Origin of the sequence: uncultured Nocardioides sp. (assembly GCF_947488025.1) — a bacterium.
Lineage (GTDB): Bacteria > Actinomycetota > Actinomycetes > Propionibacteriales > Nocardioidaceae > Nocardioides.
Window position 1 is genome coordinate 494702 of sequence record NZ_CANKYS010000002.1, and the last position, 23058, is coordinate 517759.

The 23058-nt window shown below is 73.6% G+C and carries 22 protein-coding genes; 9 read left to right on the forward strand and 13 right to left on the reverse strand.

Features of this window, described 5'->3' with window-relative positions:
* Position 1: 1 nt before the first annotated feature.
* The gene (locus Q1B24_RS05770; RefSeq protein ID WP_299924583.1) at positions 2 to 610 is read left to right on the forward strand and encodes an energy-coupling factor transporter transmembrane protein EcfT; all 609 of its coding nucleotides are present in this window, start codon (positions 2 to 4) and stop codon (positions 608 to 610) included.
* A gap of 15 nt (positions 611 to 625) precedes the next feature.
* Here the strand turns inward: Q1B24_RS05770 and Q1B24_RS05775 are convergent, their stop codons facing one another.
* A complete protein-coding gene (locus Q1B24_RS05775) occupies positions 626 to 2035 on the reverse strand; it encodes an amidase (protein ID WP_299924586.1) in 1410 nt (469 codons plus the stop codon).
* A gap of 20 nt (positions 2036 to 2055) precedes the next feature.
* Positions 2056 to 2610: an NAD(P)H-dependent oxidoreductase gene (locus Q1B24_RS05780; protein WP_299924589.1), complete on the reverse strand. Its 555-nt coding sequence runs from the start codon at positions 2608 to 2610 to the stop codon at positions 2056 to 2058.
* Between the two features lie 72 nt (positions 2611 to 2682).
* Here Q1B24_RS05780 and Q1B24_RS05785 point away from each other — a divergent pair, with 72 nt between their 5' ends.
* The gene (locus Q1B24_RS05785; protein ID WP_299924592.1) at positions 2683 to 3273 is read left to right on the forward strand and encodes a TetR/AcrR family transcriptional regulator; all 591 of its coding nucleotides are present in this window, start codon (positions 2683 to 2685) and stop codon (positions 3271 to 3273) included.
* A 12-nt stretch (positions 3274 to 3285) separates the two neighbouring features.
* Here the strand turns inward: Q1B24_RS05785 and cimA are convergent, their stop codons facing one another.
* The 4 genes from cimA to Q1B24_RS05805 all read right to left on the reverse strand — a co-directional run bounded on the left by cimA (position 3286) and on the right by Q1B24_RS05805 (position 8745).
* Entirely contained in the window at positions 3286 to 4866 is a 1581-nt protein-coding gene (cimA, locus tag Q1B24_RS05790; protein WP_299924595.1) for a citramalate synthase, read from the reverse strand.
* A gap of 347 nt (positions 4867 to 5213) precedes the next feature.
* A complete protein-coding gene (locus tag Q1B24_RS05795; protein WP_299924598.1) occupies positions 5214 to 6248 on the reverse strand; it encodes a zinc metalloprotease in 1035 nt (344 codons plus the stop codon).
* Positions 6249 to 6391: 143 nt separating this feature from the next.
* The gene (locus Q1B24_RS05800) at positions 6392 to 6949 is read right to left on the reverse strand and encodes a DUF5709 domain-containing protein (RefSeq protein WP_299924601.1); all 558 of its coding nucleotides are present in this window, start codon (positions 6947 to 6949) and stop codon (positions 6392 to 6394) included.
* Positions 6950 to 7020: 71 nt separating this feature from the next.
* On the reverse strand, positions 7021 to 8745 hold the full coding sequence (locus tag Q1B24_RS05805) for a protein kinase (RefSeq protein WP_299924604.1): 1725 nt from the start codon (positions 8743 to 8745) through the stop codon (positions 7021 to 7023).
* Positions 8746 to 8833: 88 nt separating this feature from the next.
* On the opposite strand from Q1B24_RS05805, the gene Q1B24_RS05810 reads away from it, so the two are divergent.
* The 3 genes from Q1B24_RS05810 to Q1B24_RS05820 are packed head-to-tail and all read left to right on the forward strand — an operon-like array spanning position 8834 to position 11024.
* Entirely contained in the window at positions 8834 to 9178 is a 345-nt protein-coding gene (locus Q1B24_RS05810) for a TraR/DksA C4-type zinc finger protein (RefSeq protein ID WP_299924607.1), read from the forward strand.
* Positions 9179 to 9237: 59 nt separating this feature from the next.
* Entirely contained in the window at positions 9238 to 10383 is a 1146-nt protein-coding gene (locus Q1B24_RS05815; protein ID WP_299924609.1) for a histidine kinase, read from the forward strand.
* On the forward strand, positions 10380 to 11024 hold the full coding sequence (locus Q1B24_RS05820) for a response regulator transcription factor (RefSeq protein WP_299924611.1): 645 nt from the start codon (positions 10380 to 10382) through the stop codon (positions 11022 to 11024). Before Q1B24_RS05815 ends, Q1B24_RS05820 begins: the two co-directional genes overlap by 4 nt.
* Here the strand turns inward: Q1B24_RS05820 and Q1B24_RS05825 are convergent.
* The 5 genes from Q1B24_RS05825 to Q1B24_RS05845 are packed head-to-tail and all read right to left on the reverse strand — an operon-like array spanning position 11000 to position 15963.
* Positions 11000 to 11680 (reverse strand): DUF2306 domain-containing protein, encoded by a 681-nt coding sequence (locus tag Q1B24_RS05825; RefSeq protein ID WP_299924614.1) that lies wholly within the window; start codon positions 11678 to 11680, stop codon positions 11000 to 11002. The two genes, Q1B24_RS05820 and Q1B24_RS05825, sit on opposite strands and share 25 nt — an antisense overlap.
* Before the next feature lie 57 nt (positions 11681 to 11737).
* The gene (nhaA, locus tag Q1B24_RS05830) at positions 11738 to 13603 is read right to left on the reverse strand and encodes a Na+/H+ antiporter NhaA (protein WP_299924617.1); all 1866 of its coding nucleotides are present in this window, start codon (positions 13601 to 13603) and stop codon (positions 11738 to 11740) included.
* Complete coding sequence (locus tag Q1B24_RS05835) at positions 13600 to 14688, reverse strand: branched-chain amino acid aminotransferase (protein WP_299924620.1); 1089 nt, start codon at positions 14686 to 14688, stop codon at positions 13600 to 13602. Before Q1B24_RS05835 ends, nhaA begins: the two co-directional genes overlap by 4 nt.
* Before the next feature lie 35 nt (positions 14689 to 14723).
* A complete protein-coding gene (locus Q1B24_RS05840; protein WP_299924622.1) occupies positions 14724 to 15812 on the reverse strand; it encodes a 3-isopropylmalate dehydrogenase in 1089 nt (362 codons plus the stop codon).
* Positions 15813 to 15822: 10 nt separating this feature from the next.
* Positions 15823 to 15963, reverse strand: coding sequence for a hypothetical protein (locus tag Q1B24_RS05845; protein WP_172259057.1), 141 nt, complete (start codon positions 15961 to 15963; stop codon positions 15823 to 15825).
* Positions 15964 to 16387: 424 nt separating this feature from the next.
* On the opposite strand from Q1B24_RS05845, the gene Q1B24_RS05850 reads away from it, so the two are divergent.
* Both Q1B24_RS05850 and Q1B24_RS05855 read left to right on the forward strand, forming a co-directional pair.
* Positions 16388 to 16954, forward strand: a complete 567-nt coding sequence (locus tag Q1B24_RS05850) for a class I SAM-dependent methyltransferase (RefSeq protein WP_299924626.1) — start codon at positions 16388 to 16390, stop codon at positions 16952 to 16954.
* A gap of 49 nt (positions 16955 to 17003) precedes the next feature.
* On the forward strand, positions 17004 to 18527 hold the full coding sequence (locus Q1B24_RS05855; protein WP_299924628.1) for a gamma-glutamyltransferase: 1524 nt from the start codon (positions 17004 to 17006) through the stop codon (positions 18525 to 18527).
* Here Q1B24_RS05855 and Q1B24_RS05860 read toward each other — a convergent pair.
* Positions 18493 to 19188 (reverse strand): hypothetical protein, encoded by a 696-nt coding sequence (locus Q1B24_RS05860; protein WP_299924631.1) that lies wholly within the window; start codon positions 19186 to 19188, stop codon positions 18493 to 18495. The two genes, Q1B24_RS05855 and Q1B24_RS05860, sit on opposite strands and share 35 nt — an antisense overlap.
* A 61-nt stretch (positions 19189 to 19249) precedes the next feature.
* On the opposite strand from Q1B24_RS05860, the gene Q1B24_RS05865 reads away from it, so the two are divergent.
* Positions 19250 to 20701, forward strand: coding sequence for a PLP-dependent aminotransferase family protein (locus tag Q1B24_RS05865; RefSeq protein ID WP_299924634.1), 1452 nt, complete (start codon positions 19250 to 19252; stop codon positions 20699 to 20701).
* A 6-nt stretch (positions 20702 to 20707) separates the two neighbouring features.
* Here Q1B24_RS05865 and serA read toward each other — a convergent pair whose 3' ends face one another.
* A complete protein-coding gene (gene serA / locus Q1B24_RS05870) occupies positions 20708 to 22318 on the reverse strand; it encodes a phosphoglycerate dehydrogenase (protein ID WP_299924637.1) in 1611 nt (536 codons plus the stop codon).
* Between the two features lie 167 nt (positions 22319 to 22485).
* On the opposite strand from serA, the gene Q1B24_RS05875 reads away from it, so the two are divergent.
* Entirely contained in the window at positions 22486 to 23058 is a 573-nt protein-coding gene (locus tag Q1B24_RS05875; protein ID WP_299924640.1) for a YdeI/OmpD-associated family protein, read from the forward strand.

The following is a 23058-nucleotide window of genomic DNA, read 5'->3' on the forward strand; positions in this document are numbered from 1 at the left end:
GATGAGCGCCCAGCTCCTCGGCCTGCACCAACCGGGAACGACGGTGCTCCACCGGCTCCCGGCCGGCGCCAAGCTGCTCGGCCTGATGGTGGCCAGCATCGTGGTGGTCGCGGCCCGGGGTCCGGTGTCGGCACTGGTCTTCGTCGCCGTCGCCGCGGCTCTGCTGGTCTGGTCGGGCGCGCGGCTCGGCCTCACCCTGCGCGCGATGCGCTGGCTGCTGCTGACCGCGGCGGTCCTCGGCGCATGGACCGTCTGGCAGAACGGCTGGCCGCGCGCGATCGAGGTCGTCGGCGACCTGGTCACCCTCATCCTGCTCGCCACGACGATGACCGTCACCACGCCGGTCGACGAGGTGATGGACGCGGTCGCGCGCGGACTGCGGCCGCTGCGCCGGGTGGGCGTCGACCCCGAGGCGGTGGCGCTGGCGTTCTCCCTGATGCTCCGCGCCATCCCCACGACGATCGCGCTCGCCGAGGAGTCACGCGATGCGGCGCTCGCGCGCGGGCTGGAGCGCTCGCCGCGGGCCCGGCTGATCCCGTTCGTGGTCCGCGTGGTCGCGCGGGCGCGCGACACCGGTGACGCCCTGCATGCGCGCGGGATCGGCGACTGAGCCGGCGTCAGCCGGTCACCAGCCGGGTGGCCGCCGATCGGCCCACGGCGCCGCGGTCTCGACCTGCGCGGCCACGGAGAGCAGCAGCTCCTCCTCCGCCGGTCGCGCGGCGAGCATCACGCCGACCGGCAGGCCGTCGTCGGTCCAGTGCAGCGGCAACGACACGGCCGGCATGCCGGTCACGTTCCAGGCGCTGGTCCACGGCGTGAAGGCCTTCTGGTCGGCGAAGTCGCGGGCCGGGTCGGCGTCGTCGCGCAGCGCCCCGACCTGGACGGGCGGGCTCGCGAGGGTGGGCGTGAGGACGACGTCGTACGACGCCAGCGCGGCGAGCGCGGCCGCGGCGTGCTGCCGCAGGCGGCCGATCGCGAGCCCGAAGTCGGGTCCGCTGACGGCGTGGCCGAGACCGCCCAGCCATCGGGTCAGCGGACGCAGCCGGTCCTCGCGGCCGGGCGGTGCGGGCGACAGGGCGGTCAGCACCGCCCAGCAGGTCTCGAAGTCGGCCACGGCGTCGCGCGGGATGGGCACGGGCACGTCCTCGACGTCGTGGCCGAGCGACTCGAGCAGGCGGGAGGCGTCGTCCCACGCGGCCACCGACGCCGGGTGGACGTCGACGTCGGCGATGACCGGTGCGATGAAGCGGGCGACCCGGAGCCGTCCCGGCGCGCGGTCGCACGCCTCGAGGAAGGTGCCCGAGGGCTCGGGCGCCCAGTAGGGGTCACCGACCCGGCGGCCTGCCAGCACGTCGAGCAGCGCGGCGGCGTCGCGCACCGTGCGGGCCAGGGTCCCGGCGGTCGCGAGCCCCACGGGGTCGCCGTAGCGGGGCGCTCCGCTGATCCGTCCGCGTGAGGGCTTGAGACCGACCAGGCCGCAGCACGAGGCAGGGATCCGGATCGACCCGCCCCCGTCGGACCCGGGCGCGACCGGCAGCAGCCCGGCGGCGACCGCCGCCGCGGCTCCACCGGACGAGCCGCCGGCGGTGCGCGAGGTGTCCCAGGGCGTGACGGCCGGTGGGGCGACGTCGGGCTCGGTGTAGCAGGGCGACCCGAACTCCGGGGTGTTGGTCTTGCCCAGGCTCGGCATGCCGGCGGCCTCGACGGTGAGGACGAGGTCGTCGGAGGCATCCGGCACGAAGTCGTCGTACGCCGCCGAGCCGAAGGTGGTGCGGACCCCGGCCGTGGGATGGAGGTCCTTGATGCCCGTCGGGACGCCCCACAACGGACCTGCGTCCGGGGGGCGCCCCTCCTCCGCCAGCTGGGTGGTCAGCCGTCGCGCGTGCTCACGCGCCAGCTCGTGCGTCGGCGTGATGAAGGCGCCCACCTCGATCGAGCCGGCACGGCCGGCGTAGTGCTCGACCAGCTCGAGCGGCGACACCTCGCCACGGCGTACGGCGTCACCCTGCTCGAGCGCGGTCAGGTCGTGGAGCACACGGCCGAACCTAGCGCCCGTCAGGCGGCGACGACGACCTCGTGCGCGACGAGGGCGTCGAGGGCGCCGAGGAAGCGCTGCACGGCCGCCTCGTCCTGCAGCGGGTCGCCCTCGAGGGCGGGCTCGTCGACGACGATGCCCTCCACCACGACGGCGCCGGCGATGGTGGCCGAGTGGCGGGCGTGCTCGTGCGACCACTTGCCGCCGTACGGCGTGGGGGTGGCGCCGATGGCCGCGAAGGGCTTGCCGACGATGGCGCCCTGGCCGTAGGGGCGCGAGAGCCAGTCGATGGCGTTGTTGAGGACGGCCGGCATGGTGCCGTTGTACTCCGGCGTCACGGCCAGCACGCGGTCGGCTCCGGCGACGGCCTCACGCAGGGCGGTGGCGGCGGCCGGCGCGGCGTCGCCGTCGAGCTCCTCGGTGTAGAACGGGACGGCGTCGAGGCCCTGGACGACGTCGACGGTGACACCTGCGGGGGCGTGGTCGCGGAGGTGCTCGGCGATGCGACGGTTGAGCGAGCCGGCGCGGTTGGAGCCGAGGAGGACGGCGACACGGGTCTGCTTCTGAGTGGTCATACCCGTCGAAACGGACCGCGGTCCGCTTCTATTCCGGTGCGGCCGATGTTTCTCGAGACCTAGGCTGGCGGGGTGACCCACCTGCTGCCGCTGGCCGACGAGCCCGCGCCGGAGCGGGCCGACGCGGCGCGCAACCGCGAGGCGATCCTCGCAGCGGCGCTGCGCCTGGTGCGGACGCGGGGGGTCGGGTGCGTGACGATGGACACGGTCGCCGCCGAGGCGGGGGTCGGCAAGGGCACCCTGTTCCGGCGCTTCGAGAGCCGCGAGGGGCTGATGGCCGCGGTGCTCAACGAGTCCGAGACGGCGTGGCAGGGACAAGTCATCTCGGGTCCGCCGCCGCTGGGGCCCGGCGCCCCACCGCTGGACCGGCTGCTCGCCTTCGGGCACTCCCGCCTGCGGACCAACCTGACCCACGCCGAGCTCATCGCGGCCGCCGGTCGTCCCGGCGCCCGGTCGGCTGCCGCCGTCTCGTTCGCCAACATGCACGTCCGCTACCTGCTGGGTGAGCTCGGGGTCACCGGGGACCTGCTGATGCTCGCCACCGCGCTCCTCGCGCCGCTGGAGATGGTCGTGCTGGACCAGCAGGTCAACGCCGAGCACATCGCGCTCGAGCGGATCGAGGCCGGGTGGGACGACCTCGTACGCCGCGTGGTCGGCGCCTGACCCTGCCGCCCCTCAGCGGTGGTGGCGGCGCAGCCCGAAGGTGAGCCCGTCGACGAGCGCCCCCCACGACGCCTCGATCACGTTGGCGCCGACACCGACGGTGACCCACGACGACTCCCCGTCCGTGGTCTCGATGAGCACGCGGGTGATCGCGTCGGTGCCGTGCCCCTGGTCGAGGATGCGCACCTTGTAGTCGATCAGCTCGAACTTCGCGACCTCGGGGAAGGCCTGGCCGATGGCCTCGCGCAGCGCGGCGTCGAGGGCGTTGACGGGGCCGTTGCCCTCGCCGGTGACGACGTAGCGCACCCCCTCGGCCCGGAGCTTCACCGTCGCCTCGGAGACGGCCTCGCCCTGCGTCCGGGTCTCGGTGATCACGCGCCACGACTCGACGTCGAAGTAGGACGGCCGGGTGCCCTCGACCTCCTCGGCCAGCAGCAGCTCGAACGAGGCATCCGCTGCCTCGAAGGTGTGGCCGCGCTGCTCCATCGCCTTGACGCGTTCGGTCACCCGCGTGACGAGCTCCCTGTCGTCGGAGAGGTCGTAGCCGAGCTCGCGGCCCTTGAGCTCGATGGAGGCGCGCCCTGCCATGTCGGAGACGAGCAGGCGCATGTCGTTGCCGACGACGAGCGGGTCGAGGTGCTGGTAGAGATCGGGATCGACCTTGATGGCGCTCGCGTGCAGGCCCGCCTTGTGCGCGAACGCGGACGTGCCGACGTAGGGCTGGCGTGAGGCCGGCGGGACGTTGGTGACCTCCGCGACCGCGTGGGCGATGCGGGTGGCCTCACGGAGCAGGCCCTGGGGCAGGACGGCGCGGTCCAGCTTGAGCTCGAGGTTGGCCACGACGGTGACCAGGTCGGCGTTGCCGGTCCGCTCGCCGTAGCCGTTGATGCAGCCCTGGACGTGGGTCGCGCCGGCGGCGACGGCGGCCAGCGAGTTGGCCACCGCGCAGCCGCTGTCGTTGTGGGCGTGGATGCCGACCCGGGCGCCGGTCGTCCCGACCACGTCGAGCACGACGTCGGAGACCCAGTCGGGCAGCATGCCGCCGTTGGTGTCGCACAGCGCGACCACCTCGGCGCCGGCCTCGGCGGCGGTGCGCAGCACCTCCAGGGCGTAGGCCCGGTTGGCGCGGTAGCCGTCGAAGAAGTGCTCGGCGTCGAGGAAGACCGTCTGGCCCTCCTCGCGCAGGTGCGTGACCGTGTCGCGCACCATCGCGAGGTTCTCCTCGAGCGTGGTGCGCAGGGCGAGCTCGACGTGCCGGTCGTGCGACTTCGCCACGAGGGTGACCACGCCAGCCCCGGAGTCGCGGAGGGCCGCGACGAGCGGGTCGTCCGCGGCACGTACGCCGGCCCGGCGCGTCGCACCGAAGGCCGCGAGCCGCGCGTGCTCGAGGTCGAGCTCGTCGCGGGCGCGGCGGAAGAACTCAGTGTCCTTGGGGTTCGCCCCCGGCCAGCCGCCCTCGATGTAGCCCACGCCGAGGCCGTCGAGCTGCTTGGCGATGGACAGCTTGTCGGCGACCGAGAGGTTGAGGCCCTCCTGCTGGGCGCCGTCGCGCAGGGTGGTGTCGTAGACGTGGAACGAGCCGTGCAGGTCCATCGGAGGTCTCTCGGTCGCGAGTGTGGGGGCGGCGGTGGGGCAGAAAAAAACCTCCTGGGGTGCAGGAGGTAGGCGCGGCGGGGGTCCCGTCGCGCTAGGAAATGATGATGGTGGTGCAGGTGGTCACGAGTCCATGGTGCCACCGATCCCTCACCCCTGAGACGTACGTCTCGGCATCCGGTCGGCACGCACACGCGTGCCCCGGGCGCCGCCCCCCACGAGTGACGCCCGGGGCCCGTGCATCCCCCCGGATGTGGGCCAGTCCACCGTCTCCGGCCGACGCCGACCACGACCAGCGACCCGCACAGTTCTCGTACAGTTCCGCCGGTCGTGACCGGACCGTCAGGTCACCCGAGCGCGCGGTACTCCGTCCACGCCATCTGCATGCGAGTGGCCTGGCCGTTGGTGAACTGGGTCATGCAGGAGTCGTAGGTGTAGTCCATGAAGTTGGTGATCGGGTCGAGTCCCCCGCCGGCGCACGTGTCGCGCCCGACCGGGCACTGGAAGGCAGGCGACGCCTCGGGGGCGGTGTCCGCGACGTAGTCACCCGGCTCGGCGCACCCGCCCTGGAACGTGTGGTAGAGCTCGAGCCAGTGGCCGACCTCGTGGGTCGCAGTGTCGCCCTCGCCGTAGGTCGGGTAGACGCTGGTGTCACCGGTGTCGCCCGGGACGCTCGGCAGGCTGCGGTAGTCGACGACGACGCCGTCGCGGTACTGCGGGAGCGGGTTGCCGGCCGTGGCCTCGACGTCGAAGTCGGAGGGGAAGTAGGCCCAGCCGAGGAGCGACTGGCCGAGCGAGGCGGAGTAGATGTTGAGCGTCTCCGAGGTGCTGTCACCGTAGAGCGCCTTCTTCATCGCCACCTCCTTGCCGCCACCGCGGAAGTAGCGCGGCTCGGCGCCGTTGGAGGAGATCAGGTTGAACCACTGCGGCTCGTAGGTGCGCGTCACCTCCTCGAGCTCGAAGGAGAAGCCGTGCGGGGCGTAGGCCTCGTTGAGCACCCGGATCTGCTCGTCGATGCGGGCACGGGAGAGGTCGCCGCCCTCCTGGCCGCGGTCCTTGGCGATCACGTGGAAGCGCACCGGGACGGTGACGGGCTCGAACGCAGCGGCCGACACTGTCGTGCCGGGCTTGCCTTTGGCGGACCTGCGCGAGGTCGTGCGCGCCTTCGCCGCCTGGGCGAGCGGGTCCTTGTGCACGACGTGGAGGTCGTCGCGCGGGATGGTGCCGGCCGGCGCGGCTGCGATCTCGCCGTAGTCGATGCAGTCGGTCGCCTTGTCCTTGGCGGGCGCCGCGAACGACGGCGTCGACATGCCCATCCCGAGGGCGAGGGCAGTGGCCGCGACGCCGAGGCGTCGTAGGGCAGGGGTGCTGCTGAGGCGCATGGGGGGTCCCCTTCACGTGAGTCGGTTGAGGGGACCGTATGCCCGCGCGGCGGGTCGGGAGAAGACCCACTTTCGGGTGGAGCAGGCCGTCGGGACGACGCGAGAGCCCCCGACCTCGGGTCGGGGGCTCTCGTGGTCGTCGCCTACGGTCGGTCGGGGTCCTCGACCACGTGCACGGCCGCTTCTTCGGCGCCGGCCGCGGCACCGTCGATCCCCACGTCCTCGGCGACGAGGTCCTTCTCGGTGTCGGTCCGCACACCTTCGTCCGCGGCGACCAGGCGTCCCGCGCGCTCACCCTCGGCGCCCTCGACGTCGGCCTGGACGGCCTCGCCCTCGCTCGAGTCCTCGGCCACCATCGCGGCCAGGTCACCACGCGCGGCCTCCTCGTCGGCGACCTCGTACGGGTCGGGCTCGGCGACCTCCTGGTCGACCCGCTGGTCGAGCGACTCGCCCTGGATCTCCTCGAGCGGGGTGTTGCCGTAGCCCTGCGCCGCCGACCACTTCTCCGGCGGCGAGTAGCCCTCGTCCAGCGGCTCGGCGAGACCCCGGTCGTCGACGAGGCTGTCGCCGTCGCCCTGGGGCTGGTTCTCGTCGTCGACGCTGTAGCCGTGGTAGCTCTCGTTGTCGGTGCTGTCCCCGGTGACGTCCACTGCCGGGTCGGTGCCGATCTCGGTGGCGATGTCGGGCTGGTCGGAGCTCATCGGTCCTCCTGCTGTCAGGTGCGTGGGCACGCTAGGTACCCCGTGAGGGCCCACCTGAACGGCGAGGTCCGTCACAGCCAGCCGGGGAGCCTCACGTCGGAGAAGGGGGCGGCGTCGTACGGCGTCCAGCTGGTGCCCTGCGCCGACGCCGCGGCACCGAGGCCGGAGCCCGTGGCGGCGACCAGCAGGGTGACGAGCAGCCACGGCACGCCGCGACGAGCGAGCGGGTCGACGAGGCGGTGGACCGGCGAGCGCAGCCGCTCCGACCCCGGCCCCCACCAGGTCGACAGCGCGAACATCGCGCCGATCACGGCGAGCGAGGTCGTCAGCGACAGCGACGCCGCGAAGCAGAGGAGCGCGACCGCGCAGGCGATCCCGGCGCTCCAGAGGAAGAGCACGAGGGAGCCGCCGAGACCGGCCACCGCGTGCCACGGGGCGGCGAGCAGCACCTGGATGCCGTCGTACCACCTCGCGCCGCGACGGTAGCGGCGGTTGCCGGCGGACGCCGCGGCCAGCGAGCCGCTGCGCAGCAGCCACACGAGGACGAAGAGGACGGCGAGCGTGACGTAGGGGGCGAAGGTGATCGCGCCGGCGACGACGCCACCGGCCGCGAGGAGCGTGAGCGAGCGGCGCATCCGCTGGCCGGCGGGCACGCGCGGTCGGGCGGGCGGTCCGTAGTCGGTCACGTGCTCGGTCGAACCGTCCGGGAGGACGCGGGTCTGGCGGTGCGGGAGCGTCCCGGCGTCGCCCCACCCGACGGTGTCGTCGTGCTCGGGGCGGTCCCAGTCGTGGGACCAGTGGACCGGCTCGTCGACCGGCTCATGGACCGGCTCGTGGCCCTCTGGCGCGTGGAGCGCGGCGGGGACCGGCTCCGCCAGCGCGGCCGCGCTGCCGACACGGGTCGGGGCCTCCAGGTCCTGGCGGACACCGGCGACGTAGGGCAGCGTGACCGGGCTCGCCTCGTGGTGGCGCTCCTCGGCCGCGGGCGTCCCGAGGTCCTCGAGCCAGTCGCGCACCTCCTCGAGCGAGGGCCGGTCCGCGGGGTCGGGTGCGAGCGCCTCCTCGACGAGCTCGACCACGACGGGGTCCAGGCCGGTCAGGTAGTGCTCGCCACGCCGGACGCGGTCCATCACCGCCACGGACGGCCCGCGGCCGTAGGGCGCGCGACCGGTGCCGGCGTACGCCACCGTGGCGGCCCAGGCATGCACGTCGGACGCGGCGGTGGCGTCGTCGCCGTAGAGGATCTCGGGGGCGAGGTAGCCGGGGGTGCCGAGCAGCCAGCCGTTCATCGTGATCCGCGAGTCCTCGGCGACGCGGGCCAGGCCGAAGTCGATCAGGATCGGCGTGCGGCCCTCCATGATCACGTTGGACGGCTTCACGTCGCGGTGCAGCACCCCGACGGAGTGGACCGCCTCGAGCGCCTCGGCGAGGCAGTCGGCGAACCAGAGCAGGTCGGCGCCCTGCAGCGCCCCCTCCTCCTGCACGTGGTCGTGGAGCGAGAGGCCGGGCACGTAGCGCGTGGCGACGAAGGGGATCTCGCCGAACGGGTCGGCGTCGACGATCTCGGCGATGCGACGGCTGCGGATGCGGCTCAGCGAGCTCACCTCGCGCGCCAGCCGGCGCCGCGCCTCGTCGTCGCCGACGACGTGCGGTCGCAGGACCTTGATCGCCACCGGACGCTCCCCGGGCTTCTGCCCGAGGTGCACCACGCCCATGCCGCCCTCGCCGAGGCGGGCGCGCAGCGCGTAGCCGCCGACGGTGAGCCCGGGCGGCGGCGCCTTCGGGGACGTCGTCACGGCACGAGGATACGGCGGAAGCCGCGGTGCGCCCCGATCCCGGCACGCGCGGCGGGGCGCTGTCGGCCCCGTGGGCGACCATGGTGTGGTGGACGACCCCCGGCAGCGACTCCAGCACGAGCGCGAGCAGACCATCCAGCGCCTCGCGAGCCTGACCGGTGACTACGACGCGGTCGTCGCGGCGTCCCTCGACACCAACGCCGACGACGAGCACGACCCCGAGGGCACGACCATCGCCTTCGAGAGGTCCCAGATCGGCGCGCTCGTGCGCCAGGTGCGACACCACCTCGCCGAGCTCGACGCCGCGCTCGCCCGGGTCGATGCGGGCGTCTACGGCACCTGCGAAGTGTGTGGGTCGGCGATCGGGGACGCGCGACTCGACGCGCTGCCCGCCGCGCGCACCTGCATCCACTGTGCGTCCCGGCGGCCGTGAGCTGCCCCTCGGCCATCCGGCCGATCCGGCGGACGGCGAGAGCGCACTACCGTGCTCGGGTGCTCACCCGCGTCCGATCTCTGGTCCTGTCCGTGTGGCGGTTGCCCGCGGCGCCGGACGCCCGCCCGGCCGGGCCCCTCGACTACGCCTTCGTGGTCGTGGCGGCCGTCGTGGCCGTGATCGAGGTGGCGGTGCTGCGCACGGACCTGCCGTTCCGGTGGCTGTCGCTCGCCGGCTTCCTGGCGTGGCTGCCCACGCTGCTGGTGCGCCGGACCATGCCGCTGTTGACGGTGTCAGCGTTCGCGGCCGTGATGCTGGCGCTGCTCGTGGTGACGTCGACCACCGCGGCGTCGGCGCCGGGCGACCTCAACACCGCCGTCGTGGCACTCCTCATCCCCTACAGCCTCGCCCGGTGGGCGTCGGGGGCGGGCGCCGCTGAGGGTCTCACCCTCTTCTTCGTCGTCGCGAGCATCTCCCTCGTGTCGCAGGACGTGTCGGCCGCCGACCGCATCGGCGGCACCGCGGTGGTCGTGGCCGCCGTCGCGCTGGGCGCCGCTGGCCGCGCCCGGTCCATGCTGCGCACCCGGCAGCTCGACGACGTACGCCGTCTCGAGCGGGAGCGTCTGGCCCGCGACCTCCACGACACGGTCGCCCACCACCTCACCGCCATCGCGATCAGCGCGCAGGCCGGCCTCGCCGTCGCCGACCGGCAGCCCGAGGCGGCAGCGGACGCCCTGCGCCGCATCGACGAGGAGGCGACGCGCACGCTGGCCGAGACCCGGAAGGTGCTGCGGATGCTCCGGACCGACGACGAGCCGCGCGAGCGACCGCTGGACGACCTCCTCGGCCTGGCGAGCAGCGGACCCGGACCGACGGTGGAGGTCGCGGTCGACGGCGACCTCGACGGCCTGTCCCCCACCGCCGCCGCCGCGCTCCAGCGCATCGCCCAGGAGGCGGTCGCCAACGCCCGCCGGCACGCCCGTGACGCCACCTTCGTCCAGGTGCGGGTCGCCCGCGAGCCGGACTGCGTCGAGCTCGTCGTCACCGACGACGGTCGCGGGTCGACAGGCAGCGGCGACGGGTTCGGCATCGCCGGGATGACCGAGCGGGCCGCCCTGCTCGGCGGCCGTCTCGAGGCCGGGTCGCTGGCCCCGCTGGTCGGCTGGCGCGTCACCGCGCGGCTCCCGCTCGAGGAGGTCCGATGACCCTGCGCGTGCTGGTCGCCGACGACCAGGAGATCGTCCGCACCGGGCTCGCGATGATCCTCGGCGCCCAGGACGGCATCGAGGTCGTCGCCACGGCCGTCGACGGCCAGGACGCCGTCGAGCAGGCGCGTGCGCTGCGTCCGGACGTGTGCCTGCTCGACATCCGCATGCCCCGGCTCAACGGCATCGAGGCGACGCGCGCGCTGGCCGGACCGGACGTCGCCGACCCGATGGCGGTGGTCGTGGTGACCACCTTCGACCTCGACGACTACGTCTACGGCGCGCTGCTCGCCGGCGCGCGCGGCTTCCTGCTCAAGGACTGCGGCCCCCAGCTGCTCACCCACGCGGTGCGGGCGGCGGCCGACGGCGGTTCCCTGATCGCGCCCACCGTGACGACGCGCCTGCTGCGCAGCTTCGCCGGCCGTGACACTCCCCCGCAGCCCACGACGCCCCTGACCGAACGGGAGGAGCAGGTGCTGGTCGCCGTCGCCCGCGGCCTGACCAACCACGAGGTGGCCGCCGAGCTCTACATCTCGCTCAGCACCGTCAAGACGCACCTCGGCTCGCTCATGGCCAAGCTCGGCGTGCGCAACCGGGTCGAGCTCGCGCTGTGGGCCTACCAGACCCGACGGCTCGACTGACGCGCCTGCGAGCGCCGCACCAACCACTCCGCGACCGCCAGGTTGAGCACCCACGCGAACCCCATCCCGGTCGCCTTGAGGGCACCGCCCGGCTGGTCGACGAGGACCATCGGCCCGAGGACGAGCGCCTGCGTGCCCGCGCCCTGCGCGACGGCGTACGACCTCGCCATCCACCGCTGGTGGCCGCGCACGTCGCGACTGCGGATCGCCGCGAGGCCGAGCACGAGCCCGACCGCCATGAGGGTGCCGAACACCAGTCGGAGCCACATGAGCGCGGCGTTGTCGTGGACCGGCAGGTCGTCGGACACCGCCATCACCAGCCCGCTCACGGCGGCAGCGAGGCCGGCCGGGACGAGCACGCGACCGCTCCAGCGGTGCCAGCGCGGACGTCGGCGACGGAGGGACGGCATGAACTGGAAGGCACCGAGCACGCAGTACGTCGTCGCTCCGATGATGTGCACCACGACCGGGACCGGGAGGTCGAAGAAGCGGGCGTTCTCGCTCGTGCGTCCCGATGACAGGTCCACCAGCCGGGCGGCCCCCGCGACCACCGGCACGAAGGTGAGCGCCAGCAGGCTCGCGGGGATCCACCACTCGCGGCGGGGACGGGGTCGGGCGACCGGTGGGCCGGTGCGGTCGGAGGAGGTCGTCGTCATGGCGACGAGCCTCGTCTCGCCGGGCGTACGACACATCGGCCCGCAGGCCGGCGCGGATCAGCCGATCGGCCGAGTCATCGGCGTCGCCGCCTCGAGCGCCGCGATCAGCGTCCGGGCGTCGTGGGGACCGATGTGGCGGGTGTCGCCGACGAAGAACGTCGGGGTGCCGCGCACGCCGCTCTCCTCCGCCGAGGCGACGTCGTGCGCGACGTGCCGGGCCAGGTCCTCGTCCTCGAGGTCGCGGAGGAACGCCTCGACGTCGAGGTCGAGGTCGGCGGCGTAGCCGACGAGGTCCGCCAGCTCGAGCTCGTCCTGGTGCGCGAAGAGCACGTCGTGCATGTCCCAGTAGCGACCCTGGCGGGCCGCGGCCTCCGCGCCCAGCGCGGCCAGCTCGGCGTGCGGGTGCACCGGCAGCGGCAGGTGCCGGGTGACGTAGCGCAGCCGGTCGCCGAAGTGGGCGCGGAGCTCGTTGCCGACCCCGCTGACCCGGGCACAGAAGGGGCACTCGAAGTCGAGGTACTCCACCAGGGTCAGCGGGGCGTCGACCGGTCCGGAGATGTGGTCGTACGCCGGATCGACCGGCCGGCTGAGGTGGGTCGGCAGGGCGGCGTCGCGCTGGCCGAGGAAGCGGGCAGCGAAGCGGAAGGCCAGCCAGCCGGCCAGGCTCGCCAGCGCGGCGGCCAGCAGCACGCCGACGCGCGCCTGGTCCTGGAGCCGGGAGGACTCGAAGGCGAGGCTGATGATGAGCAGCGACACGGTGAACCCGATGCCCGAGAGCGCGCCGCCGGCGAGGGTGTGACCGAGTCCGACGCCCTGCGGCAGTCGGCCCCAGCCCAGGCGGACGCTCGTCCAGGCGCCCAGGAAGATGCCGAGCGCCTTGCCGACGACGAGGCCCAGCACGATGCCCCACATCAGCCGCGAGCCGAGGGCGTCGCCCAGGACGCCGTCGCGCAGGTCGACCCCCGCGTTGGCGAGCGCGAACACGGGTACGACGACGTGGCTGGTCGGGGTGTGCAGCGCCTCCTGCAGTCGCTCGTTGACCGAGATGGCGCGCGTCAGCGACCGGCGCGCGGCCCGCTGGACGCCGGGCATCGGCGACTGCCGGAAGGCGCGGAAGCTCCGAGCGGCGTCCTCGACGTCGGACCGGCGCGGGTCGAGCGCCGGGACGAGCAGGCCGCTGAGCATGCCGGCGATCGAAGCGTGCACGCCGGACTGCAGCGTGGCGAACCACAGCACCAGCACCACCAGCACGTAGGGCGCCGCCTGCCACACACCCGCGCGATCGAGACCCACCAGCACGAGCAGGCAGGCCGCGGCGACGGCCAGGGCGCCGAGGGACAGGTCGTCGGAGTAGACGACCCCGATGACGCTGACGGCCACGATGTCGTCGATGACGGTGAGCGTCAGCAGGAAGATCCGCAGCTGCGTCGACACCGCTGGACCCACCAGCGCCATCACGCCGAGCAGGAAGGCGGTGTCGGTCCCGATGACGGCACCCCAGCCGGCAGCGGCCTCGCCGGACGGGTTGAGCGCCAGGAAGATCGCGGCCGGCACGAGCATGCCCATGACACCGGCGACGAGCGGCACCACGACGCGACTGCGGTCGACGAGCTCCCCGATGGCGAACTCCTTGCGGACCTCGAGGCCGATGACGAAGAAGAACACGACCATCAGGCCGTCGTTGATCCAGTGGTGCAGGTCCATCGACAGGCCGCCGTCACCGAACCGGAGGGACACCTCGGTGTGCCAGAGGTCGACGTAGGACTGCGACCACGGCGAGTTCGCCCAGACCAGCGCGACGAGCGCGGCGACCACGAGCATGCCGGCGGAGCCGGACTCGGTCCGGATGAAGTCGCGCAGCGAGCGCGAGCTCTGCGCCTCGAACGCCGCCGACCCCGTGCAGGAGGACTGGTCCTCGCTCACACGACCCGGTGCATCCAGCCGAAGGTGTCATCGGCGCGCCCGAACTGCATCCCGACGAGCGCGTCCCGGATCTGCATGGTGAGCTCGGTGCTGGCAGGGGCGGGGGTGATGCCGTGCGGCGAGCGCAGCTCACCGACGGGGGTGACGACGGCGGCGGTGCCGCACGCGAACACCTCGGTGATCTCCCCCGACGCGACGCCGTCGCGCCACTCGTCGATGGAGAACTTCCGCTCCTCCACCGCGTGGCCGAGCTTGCCGGCCAGCTCGATGATCGAGGCGCGGGTGATGCCCTCGAGGATCGTCCCGGTCTCGGGGGTGACGATGTGGCCGTCGGCATGGACGAAGAAGAGGTTCATCCCGCCGAGCTCCTCGATGTAGCGGAACTCCTGGTCGTCGAGGAAGACGACCTGGTCGCACCCCTGCTCGATCGCCTCACGCTGCGCGGCGAGCGACGCGGCGTAGTTGCCACCGGTCTTGGCCGCGCCCATGCCACCGCGACCGGCGCGGGTGAAGGTCTCCGACAGCCACAGGTTGACGGGCTTGATGCCGCCCTTGAAGTAGGCGCCCGCCGGCGAGGCGATGACCATGAAGGTCACGTGCTGCGCGGGACGGACCCCGAGGAAGACCTCGGAGGCGAACATGAAGGGCCGCAGGTAGAGCGACTTCTCGCCCTCTCCCCCGCCCGAGGCGTTGTCGGGGACCCACCGCTGGTCGGCCTCGACGAGCGCGTCCACGCAGGCGACGAAGTCGTCCACCGGGAGCTCGGGGAAGGCCAGCCGCTGCGAGGAGCGCACCATCCGGGCGGCGTTCTGGTCGGGACGGAAGGTCCAGACCGACCCGTCGTCGTGGCGGTAGGCCTTCATCCCCTCGAAGGTCTCCTGCGCGTAGTGCAGCACCGCGGTGGCCGGGTCGAGGGTCAGCGGGCCGTAGGGCTCGATGCGCGCGGCGTGCCACCCGTCCTCGGGCGTCCACTCGACCGTGAGCATGTGGTCGGTGAAGTGCTGGCCGAACCCGGGGTTCGCGAGGATCTCCGCGAGCCGGGCGTCGTCGACGGGGGCGGGGTTGGCGGTGGTGCTGATCTGCATGGGGTCAACCTATTCCAGAACCCGTCGGCGGGCTCTCAGAGGCGGGCGGCGATGGCGTCCCCGACCTCGCTCGTACGACGGCTCGTGCCCGGGTCGCGCTCGGTGAGGTCGGCCAGCACGGCCGCCTCGATCGCGGCGGCCGCATCGGCGTGGCCGAGGTGGTCGAGCAGGAGCGCGCCGGAGAGGATCGCGGCGGTCGGGTCGGCCTTCTGCTGCCCGGCGATGTCGGGCGCCGAGCCGTGGACGGGCTCGAACATGGAGGGGGCGGTCCGGTCGGGGTTGACGTTGCCGGAGGCGGCCAGCCCGATGCCGCCGGTGATGGCGGCGGCGAGGTCGGTGATGATGTCGCCGAAGAGGTTGTCGGTGACGATCACGTCGAAGCGGGCGGGGTCGGTGGCCATGAAGATCATGGCCGCGTCGATGTGGATGTAGTCGGTCGTGACGTCGGGGTGCTCCGCAGCGACCTGCTCGAAGAGGCGCCACCAGAGCGAGCCGGCGTTGACCAGGACGTTGGTCTTGTGGACCAGCGTGATCTTCTTGCGCGGCCGCTTCTCCGCCCGGGCGAAGGCGTCCCGGACCACCCGCTCGACGCCGTACGCGGTGTTGACCGACACCTCGGTCGCGACCTCCGCCGGGGTGCCGACGCGGAGGGCGCCGCCGTTGCCCGTGTAGGGGCCCTCGGTGCCCTCCCGCACGACGACGAAGTCGATGTCGCCCTTGCCCAGCACGTGGTCGGCCAGGGGTGAGACCGAGCCCGGGAAGAGGCGCGAGGGGCGGAGGTTGACGTAGTGGTCGAGCTCGAAGCGCAGCTTGAGGAGCAGGCCGCGCTCGAGGATGCCGGGCGGCAGGTTGGGGTCGTTGGGCCTGCCACCGACGGCACCGAGCAGGATCGCGTCGTGCTCGCGGATCTCCGCGAGCACCGAGTCGGGCAGCACCTCGCCGGTCGCGAGGTAGCGCTCGGCGCCCAGGTCGTAGCGCGTCGGCTCGAACTTCACCGGCGCGGCGACCTCGAGGACCTTGAGGGCCTCGGCCGTCACCTCGGGGCCGATGCCGTCGCCGGGGATGACGGCGAGGGTCGGGCTCCCGGTGTCGCGGGCGGCTGGGGTCTGCGCGGAGTCAGGCATGCGGCGAACGTTAGTTGTCGTCCGGACGCTGGCCGCCGCCGTCTCGCAGGTCAAGCGCGGTCTGGACGGCGACCGCGGTGTTCTCGGCGCTGCGCGGGTTCTCGGGGTCGTGGGCCGCCGGGCCCCAGGTGTCGGGATACATCGCGTACATGGGTCTCACTCCTGTGTGGACTGGTGGTGGGGTGAGCCCGAAGCCGCCGACACCGCGGCGGGGAGGGAAGCAGGACGTCGGGGATCGCCCGGGCCCGGCTGCCGGCCGACGAGCGTGCGGATCGCGCAGGACTGCGGCGGACCCGCCGCGAAGGCGGTGGCTTCGAGCTCGGCCGAGCAGGCGCTCGGCGGAGGGGCGAAAGGCCGGGCGGCGGAACCTCGTCAACGCCGAACACCGCGACGAGGTGGCCTCTCTGTCAGGCCTCGCCGCGGCGATCGATAAGTACGAACACGCTCCGCATGATGGGACGACTGTACGACCGGCGGAGCGGCCGCCGCACGGGGTTTCCGTGAACGTGTCAGATCGTGAGACGCCGGACCGTCCAGTGGGATCACGGACGAGGAGTGACAGACTCGGCGACCTCATGTCTGCTCCTCCGGATCTCCCCGACATCGTCCAGCGCGCCTTCGACGTGTGCCGCCAGGCCGGCTACGTCGCGTTCTGCCGCAACGAGACCGGGCGCCTCCTCGCGACCCTCGCCGCGACGCGGGGCGGGACGATGGCCGAGTTCGGCACCGGCTGCGGCGTCGGCACCGCGTGGCTGCGCAGCGGCGTACGCAACGGGGCGCGGATCCTCACCGCCGAGCTCGACGAGTCGCTGGCCGGCGCGGCGTCTGCGATCTTCACCGACGACGCGAAGGTCGAGGTGCTCGCGGCCGACTGGAGCGTGCTGCGCGAGCACGGCCCCTTCTCCCTGCTCTTCCTCGACTCCGGCACGCCGTCCGAGGTGGGCGTCGACGCCGTCATCGACCTCGTCGAGCCCGGCGGCATCGTGGTGCTCGACGACTTCGCTCCGTGCGAGTCGTGGCCGCCGATCACCTACGGCCGCGTCGACACGCTGCGCGAGCAGTGGCTCACCGACGAGCGGTTCACCGCGGTCGAGGTGATGGTCGCCGCCGACGCGTCCGCCGTCATCGCCACCCGGCGCTGAGCCCGGCCGAGACCCGCCGAGACCCGCCGAGACCCGCCGAGCGCCTGTCGTGAGACCCCTCGCCGTCGCGGCTCCGAGCCCGGAGGCCGCGGACGCAGCCGAGGTGATCGCCCGCGCGGGCGGCTCGGCGGTGGATGCCGCGATCGCGGCCGCGCTGGTCGCCATGGTCACCGAGGTCGGGCTCGTCTCGCTGAGCTCGGGCGGCTTCGTCACGGTGCAGCCGGCCGCAGGCGCCGCCTACACCGTCGACGGCTGGATGGACCGGCCCGGCATCGGCCGCGACCCCGCGTCTCCCCCGCCCCGGACCTGGGACGTGTCGACGGAGTACGGCGGCGGGGTGGAGATCACGATCGGCGCCGGCTCGGTCGCCACGCACGGTTCCCTGGCGGCCTTCGGCGAGGCGCACGCGCGCGACGGTCGCCTCCCGTGGGCGGAGCTCGTGGGGCCGGCGATCGACGTCGCGCGCGACGGCTTCGTCCTGGGCTCGGCGTCGCGCTACTACCTGCGCCACGTCCACGAGTCGATCTTCGGGTGGGACCCGGCCAGCCACGATGCCCTGCACGACGCCGCGGGCCGGCTGACGAAGGAGCGTGTCGTCGTCGCCGACCTCGCGACGACCTTGGAGCACGTCGCGTCCGTCGGCCCGCGCGCGCTCCACGAGGGAGACCTCGCCGACGCGATCGCGGCCGACGTCGGCGCCCGCGGCGGCCTGCTCGGCCGCGCCGACCTGGCGGCGTACGCACCCGTCGTCCGCGAGCCGCTGACGACCCGCGTCCACGGCTGGAGCCTGGCGACCACGACGGCGCCCTCGGTCGGTGGCGTCGTCCTCGCGGCCATGCTGCGCCTGATGGAGGACCGGCCGAGGGCCGGGTGGGACGCCCACGACGTCGCCCACCTCGTCCGGGTGCAGCGGGCCGTCCTCGGCCACCGTCGCGAGGTCCTCGAGGTCGCCACCGACCTCACCGACGCGTCGCGCGCGTGGCTCGACCGGGTCGACGCCGACCACAGGGCGGTGCTCGAGTCGAGCTCGACGGCCCACGTGTCGGTCACGGACGCCGACGGCTCGGCCTGCTCCCTCACGGTGTCGTCGGGCTACGGCGCCGGCATGATCGCCGCCGGCACCGGGATCTGGCTCAACAACTGCCTCGGCGAGCAGGAGCTCAACCCGCCCGCCCGGCACGTGCCTCCGGGCTCGCGGCTGCTGTCCAACATGGCCCCGGTCGTCGGACGCCACGACGACGGGGCGACGCTGGCGATCGGCTCGCCGGGCGCCGACCGCATCACCACCGCCGTCGTGTGTGCCCTGGCGGGCTTCGTCAACGGCGGGCTCGACCTCGGGGCCGCCGTGGCGCATCCCCGGGTGCACGTCCACCGGGCCGGGCTGCCCGACGAGGTCGTGCGCATGGAGGACGAGCTGTCGATGTACTTCGGTGGCGTCGGAGCCGCACTGACCCGGGCCGACGGGACGCTCGAGGCCGTCGCCGACCCGCGCCGCGAGGGCGAGGCCCGGGTGGTCGGGGCGGGCGGTGCGGGCGGGATCAGCCCTCGGCCGGGGCCATCAGGTCGACGGTGAACCACGGGAGCATCAGCTGGGTGAGCGGACCGATCGCGAGGGCGTAGACCACCGTGCCCACGCCGAGGACGCCGCCGAGGAGCAGGCCGATGACCACGACGGCGACCTCGAGGCCGGTGCGGACGAGTCGCAGCGAGAGGCCGGTACGTCGCGCGAGCCCCGTCATCAGGCCGTCGCGCGGGCCGCGCCCGAGCTGCGCACCGATGTAGAGCGCGCTCGCCAGGCCGCACAGCAGCACGCCGCCCACCATCAGACCGAGCCGGCCCGCGATCGCCTCGGGGCGGTCGAGGACGGCGAGGGTGGCGTCGGCGGAGAGGCCGACGACGACGGCGTTGCTGATCGTGCCGAGACCCGGCGTCTCGCGCAGCGGGATCCACAGCACCAGCACCACGAAGCTGAAGAGCACGACCGCCTGGCCGAGGGTCATCGGGACGTGGCGGACGAAGCCGGAGTGCAGGACGTCCCACGGCGCCAGGCCGAGCGCGCCGCGCACCATCAGCGCCAGCGAGACGCCGTAGAGGAAGAGCCCGACGTAGAGCTGGGGCAGGCGCCGGGCCAGACGTCCGGCGCGCAGCTGGGCGACCGGCCCGAGGTCGACGAGGACGCCGCGGGGGGCGCTGGCGGTGGCGGTGGTGGCTCCTGAGGGGGTGGTGCGGGTCATGACGCCATCTTGACCCTGATTGGCCTTGTCGGACATAGCCAATCGTGGAACAGTGGCCTGCATGAGCCGGGTCGTCACGTCACAACGCGTAGCCACCCTCGTCGGTGAGTTCCCGCGCTCCCCCGCCTACCTCGGGCTCGCCGAGAGCCTGCGCGTCCTCATCGGCGACGGCCGGATCGGCATCGACGTACGACTGCCGAGCGAGCGCGACCTCACCGCCGCCCTCGACGTCTCGCGCACCACGGTGACGCGGGCCTACGAGGTGCTGCGGGAGTCCGGGTACGCCGAGGCGCGCCGCGGGTCGGGCACGTTCACCACCGTGCCGGGCGGGCAGCGCCGCGCGCACGACCGGTCGCTGATGCCCGGCACCGGTGGCGAGGACGTCATCGACCTGAACTGCGCGGCACACTCCGCGCCGCCCGGGCTCGTCGAGGCCTACCAGCGCGCCACCGAGCAGCTGCCGGCCTACCTCAGCGGACCGGGCTACTTCCCGCTCGGCGTGCCCGCGCTCCAGGCGCGGATCGCCGCTGCCTACGCGGCCCGCGGGGTGCCGACCGTGCCCGAGCAGGTGATGGTCACCGCCGGCGCCCTGGCGGCGGCGTCCGTCGTGGCGCAGGCCTTCACCGCACCGGGCGAGCGGGTCGTCGTCGAGTCGCCGACCTATCCCAACGCCACCCAGGCGGTGCGGCACGCGGGGGCGCGCCTGGTCCCAGCCACGGTCGATCCCGACGGCTGGGACTTCGACGCGCTGGCCGCCACGCTCCGCCAGACCTCGCCCCGCCTGGCCTACCTGATCCCCGACTTCCAGAACCCGACCGGGCAGCTGATGAGCGACGGCCAGCGCGAGGAGCTCGCCCGGGCCCTGGCCCGCACGCGCACCACGGTCGTCGCCGACGAGGCCCACCAGGCGCTCGCCCTGCGACCGGGCCTGGCCGATGACATGCCGCGGCCGCTGGCGGCCTACGCCCCCGACGCGATCACGATCGGCAGCGCGAGCAAGTCGTTCTGGGGCGGGCTGCGCCTGGGCTGGGTGCGGGCGCCGCTCGCCGAGATGGACCGCCTGCTGCAGGCGCGCATCGGCCTCGACCTGGGCGCTCCGGTCTTCGAGCAGCTGGTGCTCGCCGACCTGCTCGACCGGGCCGACGAGGTGCTGCCGGTGCACCGCGAACGGCTGCTCACCGGCCGCGACGCCCTCGTCGCGGCCGTCCACGAGCACCTTCCCTCGTGGCGCTTCCGGGTCCCCGACGGCGGGCTCGCGCTGTGGTGCGAGCTGCCGGAGGCGCTCGGCACCGCGACGACGGCCGAGGCCGAGCGCCGCGGGGTGGTCGTCGCGCCGGGGCCGGTGTTCGCGGTGGAGGGCGGCCTCGACCGCTTCGTCCGGATCCCCTGGACCGCCTCCCCCGACGACCTCACCGAGGCCGTACGACGTCTCGCCGCCGCGTGGGAGCACGTGTCCACCGACGCAGCCCGGCCGGCGACACGTCGCGCTGCCGGCCGGGTGATGGTCGCGTAGGTCTGCTCAGACCAGGTCGGCGGCGCGCACCGAGACCGCGTCGATGGCGGCCTCGATCTCGCCGAGCGTCTCGGCCGGGATCGCGGAGTCGACGCTGAGCGCGACGAGCGCCTCGCCACCCTTGCCCTGGCGGGAGACCTGCATGCCCGCGATGTTGACCTGGGCGTCGCCGAGGATCCCCCCGACCGTGCCGACCATGCCGGGCCGGTCGACGTAGGTGAAGAACGCGAGGTGGTCGGTCGGCTCGATGTCGACGTCGAAGCCGTTGACCTCGACGAGCCGCTCCTTCTGCGAGATGCCCACGAGCGTGCCGCTCACCGACACCTGGGTGCCGTCGGCGAGCGTGCCGCGGAGGGTGATCAGGTTGCGGTGGTCGGGGCTCTCGGCCTCGGTCACCAGGCGTACCTCGGTGCCACGCTCGGCGGCGAGGAGCGGGGCGTTCACGTAGGAGACCTGCTCCTCCACGATGTCGGCGAAGACCCCCTTGAGCGCGGCCAGCTCGAGCACCTTGACGTCGTACTCGGTGATCTCGCCACGCACCTCCACGTCGAGCTGCTGGGCGACCTCGCCGGCGAGGGCGGTGAAGACCCGACCGAGCTTCTCGGTGAGCGGGATGCCGGGGCGGACGTCCTCGGCGATGACCCCGCCCTGCACGTTGACGGCGTCGGGCACCAGCTCCCCGCTCAGGGCGAGCCGGACCGACCGGGCGACGGCGACGCCGGCCTTCTCCTGGGCCTCGTCGGTGGAGGCGCCGAGGTGCGGCGTGGCGACGACGTTCTCGAGCTCGAAGAGCGGGCTGTCGGTGCAGGGCTCGCTCGCGAAGACGTCGAGCCCGGCGGCGGCGATCTGCCCGGTCTTGAGGGCGTCGAAGAGCGCGGCCTCGTCCACGATCCCGCCGCGGGCGGCGTTGACGAGGACCAGGCTGCGCTTGGCCCGGGCGAGCTGCTCGGAGCCGATCAGGCCGACCGTCTCCGGCGTCTTGGGGAGGTGGACGCTCATGAAGTCGGACTCCGCCAGGAGCGTGTCGAGGTCGACGAGGCGTACGCCCATCTGGGCGGCACGACCGGCCTGCACGTAGGGGTCGTAGGCGATGACCTTCATGCCGAAGGCGCTGAGGCGCTGGGCGACGAGGACGCCGATGCGGCCGAGGCCGACGATGCCGACGGTCTTCTCGTAGAGCTCGATGCCGGTGTACTTCGACCGCTTCCACTCGCCGCCGCGGAGGGCGGCGTGGGCGGGGCTGATGTGGCGGGCCGCCGCGAGCATCAGCGCGACGGCGAGCTCGGCGGCGCTGACGATGTTGGACGTCGGCGCGTTGACGACCATGACGCCGGCCTGGGTGGCAGCCCGCACGTCGACGTTGTCGAGGCCGACGCCTGCGCGTGCGATGACCTCCAGCCGCTGGGCCGCGGCGAGCGCCTCGGCGTCGACCTTCGTCGCGGAGCGGACCAGGATCGCGTCGACGTCGGCGATCGCGGGGATGAGCTCGGCGCGGTCGGCACCGTTGCAGCTGCGGATCTCGAAGTCCGGGCCGAGCGCCTCGATCGTGGCGGGGCTCAGCTCTTCGGCGATGAGCACGACCGGCCGAGCGTGCGTGGAGGGTGCGGGTGCGTTCACAGCGGGGTCCTCGTGGCGTATCAAGGGTGTGTCCGGGACTGCACGACGCTGTGCCCGGCCCACCTTACCCGCGGGTCAGTCGGTGCCTGAACCCGTCCCACCCCTCAGCGGCCGCCCCCGGAGCGGCTCAGGACCCGACTGTCGGAGGGCACTCCTACGATCGCTCCATGGGCGCGATGGACGACGCGGAGCGGCTCGAACCGGGGACGTGCGAGGAGTGGAGTGCCTGGCTGCGCGAGCACCACGAGCAGCCCCGGGGCGTGTGGCTGGTGGCCCCGCGCAGGGCCGCCGACCGCCCGTTCTCCTACGAGGAGTCGGTCCTGGAGGCGTTGCGCTACGGCTGGGTCGACTCGACGGTGAAGCCCGTCGACGAGGGTCGCTCGATGCAGTGGTTCGCCCCACGCCGCGCGGGCAGCATGTGGACCCGCATCAACAAGGGCCGGGTCGCCCGTCTCGAGGAGGCGGGGCTCCTGGAGCCCGCCGGCGCCGCCGCCGTCGCGGCCGCCCAGGAGTCGGGCATGTGGACCCTCATGGACCAGGTCGAGGACCTGGTCGTGCCGGACGACCTGGCGGAGGCGTTCGACCGCCACCCGGGCTCGCGCGAGCACTGGGAGTCGTGGTCGGCATCGGCGCAGAAGCTCATCCTGACCTGGATCGTGCTGGCCAAGCGCCCGGAGACCCGCGCCACGCGCGTCGGGACGACGGCCGAGAAGGCCGCGAGGGGGATCAGGTCGCAGTAG